Source organism: Sandarakinorhabdus sp. DWP1-3-1, from assembly GCF_049896705.1.
Lineage (GTDB): Bacteria > Pseudomonadota > Alphaproteobacteria > Sphingomonadales > Sphingomonadaceae > Sandarakinorhabdus.
The window spans coordinates 873610-886532 of record NZ_JAFCUV010000001.1 but is presented as its reverse complement, the minus strand read 5'-3'; the positions used below and the strand labels follow the sequence as shown (position 1 = coordinate 886532).

General features: G+C 67.7%; 11 protein-coding genes. 4 read left to right on the top strand and 7 right to left on the bottom strand.

The genetic code is table 11. The features are described from left to right. Positions 1-47: 47 nt before the first annotated feature. The 6 genes from ACP7AI_RS04135 to bla form a co-directional block, all read right to left on the bottom strand. Complete coding sequence (locus tag ACP7AI_RS04135; RefSeq protein ID WP_426164394.1) at positions 48-854, bottom strand: DUF1294 domain-containing protein; 807 nt, start codon at positions 852-854, stop codon at positions 48-50. 48 nt (positions 855-902) lie between these two features. After that, complete coding sequence (locus ACP7AI_RS04130; protein WP_426164391.1) at positions 903-2192, bottom strand: adenylosuccinate synthase; 1290 nt, start codon at positions 2190-2192, stop codon at positions 903-905. A gap of 13 nt (positions 2193-2205) precedes the next feature. Beyond that, complete coding sequence (locus ACP7AI_RS04125; protein ID WP_426164388.1) at positions 2206-3315, bottom strand: ATP phosphoribosyltransferase regulatory subunit; 1110 nt, start codon at positions 3313-3315, stop codon at positions 2206-2208. Positions 3316-3400: 85 nt separating this feature from the next. Further along, complete coding sequence (gene serA, locus ACP7AI_RS04120) at positions 3401-4981, bottom strand: phosphoglycerate dehydrogenase (protein ID WP_426164385.1); 1581 nt, start codon at positions 4979-4981, stop codon at positions 3401-3403. A 115-nt stretch (positions 4982-5096) separates the two neighbouring features. Then, the gene (locus ACP7AI_RS04115; protein ID WP_426164383.1) at positions 5097-6218 is read right to left on the bottom strand and encodes a phosphoserine transaminase; all 1122 of its coding nucleotides are present in this window, start codon (positions 6216-6218) and stop codon (positions 5097-5099) included. 98 nt (positions 6219-6316) lie between these two features. Further along, the gene (bla, locus tag ACP7AI_RS04110; RefSeq protein WP_426164380.1) at positions 6317-7186 is read right to left on the bottom strand and encodes a class A beta-lactamase; all 870 of its coding nucleotides are present in this window, start codon (positions 7184-7186) and stop codon (positions 6317-6319) included. Between the two features lie 102 nt (positions 7187-7288). On the opposite strand from bla, the gene ACP7AI_RS04105 reads away from it, so the two are divergent. Then, the gene (locus tag ACP7AI_RS04105; protein WP_426164377.1) at positions 7289-8143 is read left to right on the top strand and encodes a LysR substrate-binding domain-containing protein; all 855 of its coding nucleotides are present in this window, start codon (positions 7289-7291) and stop codon (positions 8141-8143) included. Then, on the top strand, positions 8140-8928 hold the full coding sequence (locus tag ACP7AI_RS04100) for an SDR family NAD(P)-dependent oxidoreductase (RefSeq protein ID WP_426164375.1): 789 nt from the start codon (positions 8140-8142) through the stop codon (positions 8926-8928). The genes ACP7AI_RS04105 and ACP7AI_RS04100 overlap by 4 nt, the downstream gene beginning before the upstream one ends. A 96-nt stretch (positions 8929-9024) precedes the next feature. Here ACP7AI_RS04100 and rnd read toward each other — a convergent pair whose 3' ends face one another. Continuing rightward, positions 9025-10236, bottom strand: a complete 1212-nt coding sequence (rnd, locus tag ACP7AI_RS04095) for a ribonuclease D (protein WP_426164372.1) — start codon at positions 10234-10236, stop codon at positions 9025-9027. Between the two features lie 101 nt (positions 10237-10337). Here rnd and aspS point away from each other — a divergent pair, with 101 nt between their 5' ends. Both aspS and ACP7AI_RS04085 read left to right on the top strand, forming a co-directional pair. Then, on the top strand, positions 10338-12119 hold the full coding sequence (gene aspS, locus ACP7AI_RS04090; protein ID WP_426164370.1) for an aspartate--tRNA ligase: 1782 nt from the start codon (positions 10338-10340) through the stop codon (positions 12117-12119). After that, a complete protein-coding gene (locus ACP7AI_RS04085) occupies positions 12120-12899 on the top strand; it encodes a polyphosphate kinase 2 family protein (RefSeq protein WP_426164368.1) in 780 nt (259 codons plus the stop codon). Positions 12900-12923: the final 24 nt, after the last annotated feature.

The window sequence follows — 12923 nt, the reverse complement described above, 5'->3', positions numbered from 1 at the left end:
GATTTTTACGTGTGCGTTGCCGGGCTCCGGAGGTTGTGGTCGCGGCGCTAGATGACCGGCGCGGCAAGGGCGAGGATGATGCCGAGGTGGACGCCGGCGATCATCAGCAGGCGGTTGGCGAAGGGTCGTTTCCGCGTCTTGTGGCGCAGGATTTGCTGGACGGCGATGGCGCCGGCACTGCCGCCGATCGCCGCGACGAGCAGCAGCGTGGATTCGGGTACGCGCCGCCGGCTGTCACCGGCCATGGCGCGACGTTTGTCGATGAAGAACAGCACCGCGGCGAGCAGGTTCATGACCAGCAGCCACAGGCCGATACGCGGCCAGGTCAGCCACGCCGTCCGCACCGTCGGCGCGGGGTCCAGCGCCTCTATCTGCGTGCGCTCCGGCAGCGGCGCTGCGCCCGGCGTCGCGAGATCGACAAGCTCGGCACGCGACGGGGTGTCGGTCCGATCGCCGGCGACATCGGCAAGCTGGTCGGCAACCGTGAGCCGCGCCGGGCCGCAATCCAGCTGCCCGTAGCGCGGCGCTGCCATGCCGGCCGCGATCATGTCGCAGCCGAGGTTGCGGCCGTCCGCTGTGCAGTCGACGACCTGGCGGCCATAGCGATCGGTATCGACCGCATCGCAGGTTACCCGCTTGCCGCGGGTCAGGCCGGCGAGATAGTCGCGCGACCGGTAGGGATCGCCGGGCGTGCAGGCACGACCGGGACGGCAGGCGCCCGGCATTTCCGGCGCGTCGATGGCATGGAGGCGCATCGCCTTGGGGATGCCCTCACAGCGAATGGCGTCCCCGTCGTGATGACGGGGATTGACGCAGGCGAAGCTTGCCGCCGCGATGAGGGTGATCAATGCCACTAGCGTAACGATATGCCGAGGCGCGTGCCGGAACAAGCCGGCACGGCATCAGTCCATGAACGGGTCGCGGACCAGGATGGTGTCGTCACGCTGGGGTGATGTGCTGACCAGCGCCACCGGGCATTGGGTGAGTTCCTCGATGCGCCGGATGTACTTGATGGCCTGGGCCGGCAGATCGGCCCAGCGGCGGGCGCCGGCGGTCGATTCGGCCCAGCCTTCGAAGGCCTCGTAGATCGGTTCGACCCGGGCCTGGTCTGCGCTGTGGGCGGGGAAATAGTCGAGGTCCTGGCCGTCGAGGCGATAGCCGGTGCAGATCTGCAGCGTTTCGAAGCCATCGAGCACGTCCAATTTGGTCAGCGCCATGCCGGCGACGCCCGACACGGCGATCGCCTGGCGGACGAGCACCGCGTCGAACCAGCCGCAGCGGCGCTTGCGCCCGGTGACGGTGCCGAATTCATGGCCGCGCTGGCCGAGCTTTTCACCGTCGGGATTGTCCTGTTCGGTGGGGAAAGGTCCGGAGCCGACGCGCGTCGTGTACGCCTTGACGATGCCGAGGACATAACCGACCGCGTTCGGCCCCATGCCGCTGCCCGCCGCCGCCTGGCCGGCGACGACGTTGGAACTGGTCACGAACGGATAGGTGCCGTGGTCGACATCGAGCAACACGCCCTGGGCGCCTTCGAACAGGATGCGGCTGCGCTTGGCCTTGGCATCGCGCAGCGTCGTCCACACCGGTTTGACGAAGGGCAGCACCGATGGCGCGATCTCGTGCAGCTGGGCGACCAGTGCTTCGCGATCGACGGGCGCGATGCCGAAGCCGGTGCGCAGGGCATTGTGGTGGGCGAGCAGGCGATCGAGCTGGGGGCCGATGTCGTCGAGGTGAGCGAGATCGCAGACACGGAGCGCGCGGCGCCCGGCCTTGTCCTCATAGGCCGGGCCGATGCCGCGACGAGTGGTGCCGATCTTGCCGGCGCCCGACGCATCCTCGCGGGCACCGTCGAGATCGCTGTGCAGCGGCAGGATCAGCGGGCACTGGTCGGAAACGTGCAGGTTCTCGGGCGTGATGCTGACGCCCATGGCGGAGACGCGCGCGACCTCGTCGCGGAAATGCCAGGGATCGAAGACGACGCCGTTGCCGACGATGCTGAGCGTGCCGCGCACGATGCCGGACGGCAACAGGCTCAGCTTGTAGACCTTATCACCGACGACGAGGGTATGGCCGGCATTGTGGCCGCCCTGGAAGCGCACGACGACATCGGCGCGTTCCGACAGCCAGTCGACGATCTTGCCTTTGCCTTCATCGCCCCATTGGGCGCCGATGACGGTAACGTTGGGCATGGGTTTCCTTTGGTCAGACCGGGCTGGCCTCTACGCCATTCCACGCATGGGTACAGCGAAAATCCCGGGGGTCGGCGGCCGCATCGAAGGCAGCGACGGTCGACCAGCCGGCGGCGCGCAGCGTGGCGCCGACAGCGGGGTCGGTACCGGCCGGCAGCAGCACGCGGCGCGGGTCGCTGACGCCGAGCCCGGCATCGACCAGCCCGTCGATGTAAAGCGAGAAACCGATCGCCGCCTCGGCCGAGCCATCCGGGCGCATGATGACATAGGCGCCGCCGCGGCCGACTTCGCCCGAAATGCCGGTGCCGAACAGCGAAAAGCCGATCCAGGTCTGGTATTCGAAGCCGTGTCGCTCGGTCGGATCGATGGTCACCGCGATGTCGCCGAGTCCCGCGACCAGTGCCGCGACGGCATCGAGCCGGGCCCTGACCAGCGCGGGCAGGGGGAGCGCCGCAAGCCGTGACAGCGCCTGTGGAGCGGGGCCGGCGGCGGCGATCAGTGGTTCATAGGCGCCGGCGCCGAGCGCCATCAGGCCGCCGACGTCCTTGCCGTCGAGCAATGCCTGCACATCGGCGAGCGCGGCGCGGCCCAGCGGCCAGCCAGCGCCGGCCAGATCGGCGACCAAGGTCGGCAGCGTGATGTCGATCGACAGACCGCTGAGGCCCGCCGCGCGCAATGCCTCGACGGCGACGCCGATGACTTCGCCGGCGGCGGCGGCGGTGTCGCTGCCGATCAGTTCGGCGCCGACCTGCACGGCCTCGCGTTCCGGATTGAGCTGGGTGCCACGCACGCGGACGACCGGTCCGGCATACGACAGGCGCAGCGGCCGGGCGGCATCGCCGAGGCGGGTGACCGCGATGCGGCCGACCTGGCCGGTCATGTCGGACCGCAGCGCCAGCGTGTGCTGGCTGACCGGATCGGTGAAGCGCAGCAACTCGCGCCGGGCCGCGCCGCCGAGACGGCTGCCGAGCGATTCCTCATATTCGACCAGCGGCGGCTGCACGCGTTCATAGCCGTGCGCGGCGAAGCTGCCGGTCAGGCTGCGGACGAGCGCGGCGGTCGCCTCCGCCTGCGGGGGCAGGCGGTCGCGAAGGCCCTCGGGGAGGAGGCCGGGGGGGATCATGGGCGAAGTGAGAGCATGGCGGGGAGGGGAGTAGCCCCCTCTCCCCGATCACGGCAAGGGCCGTGAGCGGGGCAGGGGCTCATGCTCACGCGAACACCAGCGCCTTCACCGTCTTGACGCCGGGCAGCTGGCAGATGCCGGCGAGCAGTGGATCGGGGATGGCGTCGTCGACCGACAGCAGCAGGATGGCCTCCTGGCCCTCGTTGCGGCGGCCGAGGTGGAAGGTGCCGATGTTGACACCGGCCTCGCCGAGCGTCGAGCCGAGCCGGCCGATGAAGCCGGGCTTGTCCTCGTTGACGATGTACAGCATGCGGCCGTTGAGATCGGCCTCCACGGTGATACCGAAGATCTCGGTCAGCCGCGGCTTGGTCATGCCGAACAGCGTGCCGGCGACGCTGCGATCGCCATCCGGCGTCTTCACGGTGACGCGGACCAGCGTGTGATAGTCGGTCTCGCGCTCGTGGCGGACCTCGGCGATCTCGATGTTGCGTTCGCGCGCCAGGAACGGTGCGTTGACCATGTTGACCGTGTCGCTGTGGGTGCGCATCAGCCCGGCGAGCACGGCGGCAGTGATCGGCTTGATGTTGAGTTCGGCGGCGGCGCCTTCGACCTCCACCGTCACGCCGCTGATGCCCGACGACACCAGCTGGCCGACGAGGCTGCCGAGCCGTTCCGCCAGCTGCATGTAGGGGCGCAGCCGCGGCGCTTCCTCGGCGCTGAGCGACGGGACGTTGAGAGCGTTGGTGACGCCGCCGGTCAGCAGGAAGTCCGACATCTGCTCGGCGACCTGGATGGCGACATTGACCTGGGCTTCATCGGTCGAGGCGCCGAGGTGCGGCGTCGAGATGAAGTTCGGCGTGCCGAACAGCGGCGAGGCCTTGGCGGGCTCCTCCACGAAGACGTCGAGCGCGGCGCCGCCGATGTGGCCGCTGTCGAGCCCGGCCTTGAGCGCCACCTCGTCGATCAGGCCGCCACGGGCGCAGTTGATGATGCGCACGCCGGGCTTGGCCTTGGCGAGATTTTCCGCCGACAGGATGTTGCGGGTGCTGTCGGTCAACGGCGTATGCAGCGTGATGAAATCGGCCTGGGCGAGGAGTTCATCGAGGGTCACCTTGGTGACGCCCATATGCTCGGCGCGTTCGGCGGTGAGGAACGGGTCATAGGCGATGACCTTCATCTTCAGCCCGAGGGCGCGGTCGGCGACGATGCTGCCGATGTTGCCGGCCCCGATCAGCCCCAGTGTCTTGGCGGTCAGCTCGACCCCCATGAAGCGGTTCTTTTCCCACTTGCCGGCCTGGGTGCTGGCATCGGCCTCGGGCAGCTGGCGGGCGAGGGCGAACATCAGCGCGATGGCGTGTTCGGCGGTGGTGATCGAGTTGCCGAAGGGCGTGTTCATGACGACAACGCCGGCGCCCGATGCGGCCGGAATGTCGACATTGTCGACGCCGATGCCGGCGCGGCCGATGACCTTAAGGTTTGTCGCGGCGGCGATGACGTCCTTGGTGGCCTTGGTGGCGCTGCGCACCGCGAGGCCGTCGTAGTTGCCGATGATCTTGATCAGCTCGTCCTTGCTGAGGCCGGTGATTTCATCGACCTCGATGCCGCGGGCGCGAAAGATTTCGGCGGCCTTGGGGGACATCTGGTCGGAGATAAGGACTGTGGGCATGGGCTGTTTCCTCTGCTTCGTCATGCCGGGCTCGACCCGGCATCCACTGTGGTGGGAGACGACGACGACCGGCGCCTGGGCCGGCGGTGGATCCCGGCCTGCGCCGGGATGACGATTATTTCGTGACTTCGGCGTGGGCCCAGTCGAGCCACTGCGTCAGCGTCTCGATATCGCTGGTGTCGACAGTGGCGCCGCACCAGATGCGCAGGCCGGCCGGCGCGTCGCGATAGGCGCCGATGTCATAGGCGGCGCCGTCCTTTTCGAGCAGCGACACCATGGCCTTGACCTGCTCTTCGGTCGTACCGGGCAGGGTCAGGCACACACTGGTGTTCGACCGCGTCTCCGGCGCCTTGGCGAGGTGTTCGACCCAGGGTGTCTGCTCAACCCAGCGGGCCAGTGCCTGGGCATTGCCGTCGGCGCGGGCCATCAGTTCGGGCAGGCCGCCGATGTGCTTCGACCATAGGAGCGCATCGATATAGTCTTCGACCGCCAGCATCGACGGCGTGTTGATCGTCTCGCCGCTGAAGATGCCTTCGATCAGCTTGCCCTTGGAGGTGAGGCGGAAAATCTTGGGAAGCGGCCAGGCCGGGGTGTAGCTTTCGAGACGCTCGACGGCGCGGGGGCCAAGGATCAGCACGCCATGGCCGCCTTCGCCGCCCAGCACCTTTTGCCAGCTGTAGGTCAGCACATCGACCTTGTCCCAGGGGATCTCCTGGGCGAACACGCCCGAGGTGGCGTCGACGAGGTTGAGACCTTCGCGGTCGTCGCGGATCCAGTCGCCGTTGGGGACGCGGACGCCGGAGGTCGTACCGTTCCAGGTGAAACAGATGTCGCGGCTCTGGTCGATGCGGGTCAGGTCGGGCAACTCGCCATATGGCGCGGTGACGACATCGGCATCGAGCTTCAGCTGCTTGACGGCGTCGGTCACCCAGCCTTCGCCGAAGCTTTCCCAGGCCAGCATCGTCGCCGGACGGGCGCCGAGCAGGCTCCACATCGCCATTTCATAGGCGCCGGTGTCGGAGGCGGGGACGATGCCGATGCGGTGCGTCGACGGGACGTTGAGGATTTCGCGGGTCAGGTCGATGGCGAGTTTCAGGCGCGCCTTGCCGATCTTGGACCGGTGCGAACGGCCGAGCGAATCGGTTGGAAGGTCGGAGGCTGCCCAGCCGGGGCGCTTGGCACAGGGGCCGGACGAAAAATGCGGACGCGCCGGGGGCGCGGTAGGACGGTCAGTCATGTTCTCTCCTTACAGAGAGCTCGCGCGGCGTTGGGACCGCGTGGCCCGGGGCCGCTCATAGGCGGCTCGCCGGCCCGGTCAAGCGAATGTTTCGGGTGCTACAGCGCCGCGGTGATCGCCCGGGCCAGCCCGGCATGTGCGGCATAGAGCGTGTCGGAGGGCGCCGTGCCGCCGTTCACGAAGCTGGCGATCAACACGGGTCCGGCAACGCTGCGAACCGGCCAGACGATGGCGACATCATTGACGCTGCCATGGCCGCCGGTGCCGGTCTTGTCGCCGACCCTCCAGCCTTTCGGCAGCCCGGCGCGCAGGCGGGTGTCGCCGGTGGTGTTGGCGACCAGCCAGGCGGTGAGTTGCCGACGGCTGGCCGGCGACAGGATGTTGCCGAGCAGCAGGCGTTCCCAGGTGGTGGCGATGGCATCGGGGCTGGTGGTGTCGCGCGGGTCGCCGGGCAGGGCCTCGCTCATCATCGGCTCCATGCGGTCGAGGCGGGTTACCGGGTCGCCGATGCGGCGCAGGAAGGCGGTCAGCCCGGCGGGGCCGCCGACGGCGGGCAGCAGCAAATTGGCGGCGGTGTTGTCGCTGTAGATGATCGTCGCCTCGGCCAGCGCAGCGACGGTCGCGGTGCCGCCGACATGCTGTTTCGACACCGGCGAAACGTCGAGGATGTCGCGCGCCGTAACCGGGATGGCGCGGTCGAGCCGCTCCTTGCCGCGGTCGACCTGCTCGAGGATCGCCGCCACCAGCACCATCTTGAAGGTGCTGGCCATCGGGAAGCGTTCGGCGCCGCGATGGCTGAAGCGGCGGCCGGTGGCGGTGTCGTGGACGGCAAGGCCGATGCGGCCGCCGGTGCTGCGTTCGGCGGCCAGCACCGCGACCTCGAGGTCGAGCGGCGGCGCTGCCCGCGCCAGCGCCGGGGCGGCAGCGAGCAACGCGGTCATCTGGACGAAGTGGCGGCGGTCGATCATCGTCTCGGGCTCCCGTGATGGCGATTGCCACGCTAGCGACGAGGGACACCCGGGCAAGCGAGCATATTTCACCCCAGCCATTACCCAGGCTAATGACGCGGGATGGATCGTCCGCAAATCCCGCTCAACGCGCTGCGTGCCTTCGAGGCGGCGGCGCGGCATCGCAACTTCACCCGCGCTGCGATCGAGCTGTGCGTCAGCCAGGCGGCGCTGAGCCACCAGATCAAGGGGCTGGAGGCACGGCTGGGTGTGCAGCTGTTCCGCCGATTGCCGCGCGGCGTGCTGCTGACCGACGAGGGCGAGGCACTGGTGCCGGTGCTGGGGGCAGCCTTCGACAGCATCGGCGCGACCCTCGATCGCTTTGTCGATGGCCGCTATCGTGCCGTGCTGGCGGTGGGGGTGGTCGGCACCTTTGCCGTCGGCTGGCTGCTGCCGCGGCTGACCGATTTCGCGGCCCGGCACCCGGCCATCGACCTGCGCGTGATGACCAACAACAATCGCGCCGACCTGGCCGCCGAGGGTCTGGACCTCGCTGTCCGCTTCGGCGATGGCGACTGGCCGGGCGTGCTGGCGACGCTGATCATGCCGGCGCCGATGATCCCGATGGCGGCGCCAAACTTTGCCGGGCAGCCGATCGCGAGCCTGCCGCTGCTGCGATCCTATCGTGCCGGCGAATGGCAGCGCTGGTTTGCCGCCGCCGGGCTGCCGTGCCCAGTGCTGCAAGGGCCATTGTTCGATTCGGGGCTGGCACTGGCGATCGCCGCGGCGGGCGGTGCCGGCGTCGCACTGCTTCCGGCACCTATCTTTGCGGCGGGGCGGGTGGTGCCCGGGCTGGTGCCGCTGTCGGACGTCACCATCGATGTCGGCAGCTATTGGTTGACGCGGGCGCGGTCGCGGCCCGAAACTGCGGCGATGGCGGTGTTTCGGGACTGGCTGGAGGCGGGGGGCGCGAGATGATCGATTTCAACGGCCAGGTGGCGTTGGTGACCGGCGCCGGATCGGGTATCGGCCGCGCCTTGTCCGAAGCGCTGGCGGCCCGCGGGGCGCGGCTGTTCTGTGCCGATATCGACGGCGATGCCGCGGCGGAAACCGCGCTCGGCATCGATGGCGAGGCGCTGGCGATCGACCTTGCCGAACCCGATGCCGCGGCGACGCTGGTCGATCATATCCAGGCGCGCACCGGTCGTATCGATTTTATCGCGTCGAATGCCGGCGTCGGTTATCGCAAGCGCCTGCTGAAGGCCGATCTCGACGATCCGGCACTGGCGCGGATGCTGGAGCTCAACATGCTGGCGCCGCTGCGGCTGGCGCAGGCCTGGCTGCCGCACCTGGAGGCGGGCGGAACGCGCGGCCGGCTGATGATCACCGGCAGCGAAAATTCGCTGTCGGTGCCATCGGCGGTGAAGGGTTTCGGCCTCGGGCTCTATGCCGCATCCAAGCATGGCGTGCTGGCGCTGGCCGAATGGCTGCGCGACGAGGCGGTGGGCGGCGACAAGCCACTCGACGTCCATGTCCTGCTGCCGGGCGGCGTGTATACCGGCATGACGCGTGACGGGCTGGGCCCCGATCCGGCAGCGTGGCCGGCAGCGATGGCGGTCATCACGCCCGAACGCTGTGCCGAAATCGCGCTTGCCGGCCTCGATGCAGGGCTGTTTCATATTCCGACACACCGGCATCTCGCCGACGACATGGCCCCGCGGCACGCGGTGATCGCAGAGGCCGTACGGGTGCTTGGGCTCTAGCGATTGCCTCGCCAGAGCCCGAAGCCCAATCATGAACGCTACGCAACCGTTACTACAATCTTAACAGACTGCAGCAGGTCAACGCATCGCGGACGTTCAGGTTCCCAGCTCGCCAATCGATTCGTTGGATGAAACGGTGGCTTCATCGCTCACCCTGGTCATCGTGAGTTTGCCATCCTTGACGACGAAACCGAGCTGACCCTCGACAAGCGCCAGGGCATCAGCGCCGAATACATCCCGGCGCCAGCTTTCGAGGACCGGCAATCCGGTGGTGACGCCGGCGGCCAGCGCATCGATATCGTCGCCGCGGACAATCAGCTTGGGGGCGACGCCGGTCTCCTTGGAACGAATCTTGAGCAGCAGCTTGAGCAGATCGGCGATCAGTGCGCCTTCTGACGACAGGCCCGGCCGCTGTGGCTCGCGCGCCGGCATTTCCTCGAGCGGCAGCGGTCCGGCATCCTGCAGCGCGCGGATCAGCCGATCACCGATGGCGTTCGACGCCCAGGCCGCGCTCAGACCGCGCACCTTGGCGAGATCGGCCTGGCTGCGCGGCGGCGAGCCGGCGAGATCGCCGAGCGTTTCATCCTTGACGATGCGGCCGCGCGGCACGTCCTTGTCCTGCGCCTCCAGCTCGCGCCAGCGCGCCAGCGCCTTGAGCCTGCCCAGCACATCGGCCTTGCGCGACGGCAGGCGCAGGCGCTGCCACGCCCGATCGGGATCGTTGGCATAGGTAGCGGGGTCGCAGGCGCGTGCCATCTCGTCGTCGAGCCAGGCGCCGCGACCGGTGCGGCGCAGCTTGTCGACCATCTTGGGAAACAGCGTCGCCAGATGGGTGACGTCGCCGATGGCATATTCGAGCTGGCGATCATTCAGCGGCCGCCGCGCCCAATCGGTGAAGCGCGCGCCCTTGTCGACCTGATGGCCGAGATAGGCGGCAACGAGGTTGGTATAGCCGATCTGTTCGCCGAGCCCCAGGGCCATGGCGGCGATCTGGGTGTCGAACAGCGGGGCGGGGGTCTTGCCGGTCAGGTTGTAGATGATCTCCAGGTCCTGGCCGCCGGCGTGGAACACCTTGAGCACCTCGTCCTCGACCAGCAGCTTCAGCAGCGGCGCGAGATCGATGCCCGGCGCCTTGGGATCGATGGCGGCGGCTTCGGTCGGACTGGCGACCTGGACCAGGCACAGATCCGGGTAATAGGTGCTTTCGCGCATGAATTCGGTGTCGACGGTGACGAATTCGGCCTGGCTCAGGCGCTCGCACAATGCAGTGAGGGTTTGGGTATCGGTGACCAACGGGTGTATGAGCATGACTCGGCATAGCGCAGCCGTGCATGCTTGACAAAGCCGCAACGCCGGTGTGTCACGCGGCATCCTGACACCAGCGCATCATTGCCCGGAAATTGCCCATCATGCACGCCTATCGCACCCATAATTGCGGCGCCCTGCGCGCCACCGATGCCGGCGCCGCGGCCCGGCTGTCGGGCTGGATCCATCGCAAGCGCGATCATGGCGGCGTGCTGTTCATCGACCTGCGCGACCATTTCGGGTTGACCCAGATCGTCGTCGGCCCGGCGTCGCCGGCGTTCGAGACGCTGGATCGCGCCCGGCTCGAATCGGTGGTGACGATCACCGGTGATGTCGTGGCGCGCGAGGGCGGGGCGGTGAACCCCAATCTCGCCACCGGCGATATCGAGGTGCGGGCGACCGCGGTGACGGTGCAGTCGGCGGCGAGCGAGTTGCCGCTGCCGGTGGCCGGCGACGCCGAATATCCCGAGGATATTCGGTTGAAGTACCGCTTCCTCGATCTGCGGCGCGAGCGGCTGCACGCCAACATGATGCTGCGGTCGAATGTCATCGCGTCGCTGCGCCGGCGGATGATCGAGCAGGGCTTTACCGAGTTCCAGACCCCGATCTTGACGGCGAGCAGCCCCGAGGGCGCACGCGATTACCTGGTGCCGAGCCGCGTGCATCCGGGCAAATTCTATGCGCTCCCGCAGGCGCCGCAGATGTTCAAGCAGCTGCTGATGGTCGCCGGCTTCGACCGCTATTTCCAGATCGCGCCGTGTTTCCGCGACGAGGATGCGCGTGCCGATCGCAGCCCCGGCGAATTCTACCAGCTCGATTTCGAAATGAGCTTTGTCACGCAAGACGATGTTTTTGCGGCGATCGAACCTGTGCTGGCCGGGGTGTTCGAGGAGAACGCCGGCTTCGGCGGCCGCACGCCCTGGGCGGTGACCAAGGGGGCGTTCCCGCGCATCCCCTATGCGGAGTCGATGCTGAAGTACGGCAACGACAAGCCCGACCTGCGCAATCCGATCGAGATCCAGGATGTGACGGCCCAGTTCGTCGGCTCGGGCTTCGGCCTGTTCGCCAAGATGGTCGAAAGCGGCAATGTCGTGCGCGCCATCCCGTCGCCGGGCACCGCCGAAAAGAGCCGCAAGTTCTTCGACGACATGAACGAATGGGCGCGGGCCGAAGGTTATGCGGGGCTGGGCTATGTCACCCGCAAGGGCGGCGAGTTCGGCGGGCCGATCGCCAAGAATCACGGCGAGGCCGGCATCCAGGCTGTTTACGACCAGCTCGGGCTGGGGCCGGACGACGGCTGCTTCTTTGCCGCCGGCAAGGAATCCCAGGCGGCGAAGCTGGCCGGGCTGGCGCGGACCCGCGTCGGGCAGGAACTCGGGCTGATCGAGAGGGACACCTTCAAATTCTGCTGGATCGTCGATTTCCCGATGTTCGAATATGACGAGGACGCCAAGAAGATCGATTTCAGCCACAACCCGTTCTCGATGCCGCAGGGCGAGCTCGAGGCGCTGGAGACGCAGGACCCGCTGACGATCAAGGCGTATCAGTACGACATCGTCTGCAACGGCGTCGAACTGTCGTCGGGCGCCATCCGCAACCATCGCCCGGAAATCATGTACAAGGCCTTCGAGATCGCCGGCTACAGTCGCGATGATGTCGATCGCGATTTCGCCGGCATGATCAACGCCTTCAAGTTCGGCGCGCCCCCGCACGGGGGCTCGGCGCCGGGTGTCGACCGCATGGTCATGCTGATCGCCGACGAGCCCAACATCCGCGAAGTCGTCGTCTTCCCGATGAACCAGAAGGCGGAAGACCTGATGATGAACGCGCCGAACGTGGCGACGGCGAAGCAGCTGCGCGAGCTGCATATTCGGGTGGTCGAGTAGATGTCCAGGCTGCGCCTCAAGCATTTCGAAGACGTCGTTCCTGTCGACGGCAAGACCTACAAGGCGCGGCTGAAGGAATTGCAGCACCGGATGGAACTGATCCAGGCGGCGTATATCTGCCACAACCTGCGCGGCATCGTTGCCGTCGAAGGCTGGGACGCCGGCGGCAAGGGCGGGCTGATCAAGCGGCTGACCGAAACGCTCGACCCGCGCTTCACCGATGTCTGGTCGATCGGTGCGCCGACCGACATCGAGCGGGGCGAGCATTATCTCGAACGCTTCTGGCGCCGGCTGCCCGACAAGCGCGAGATCGTTGTCTATGACCGCACCTGGTACGGGCGGGTGCTGGTCGAGCGGATCGACGGCTTTGCCACCGCGGCGGAATGGGGCCGGGCGTATGACGAGATCAACCAGTTCGAGGCGATGCAGGCCGCCGACGGCGTGCGCATCGTCAAGCTGTTCCTCCATGTGACGCAAGGTGAACAGGATCGGCGCCTGAAGGAACGGCTGGAAGTGCCCTGGAAACGCTGGAAAACCGGGCTGGACGACTACCATAATCGGTCGAAGCGCGCGGACTATATCGACGCCTATCACGACATGTTCGACAAGACCTCGACCGAAATCGCGCCCTGGACGATCATCGCCGCCGACGACAAGAAGGCGGCGCGGCTGGCCGGGCTGGAAGCGGTGGTCACGGGCCTGGGGGCAGGGGTCGACCTCAGCTGGCCCGAGATTTCGCCCGAGCTGAAGACGGCCGCGAAAAAGGCCGGCGTGCTTTAGGCTGTTCCCGCAGCGCGGCGGGGC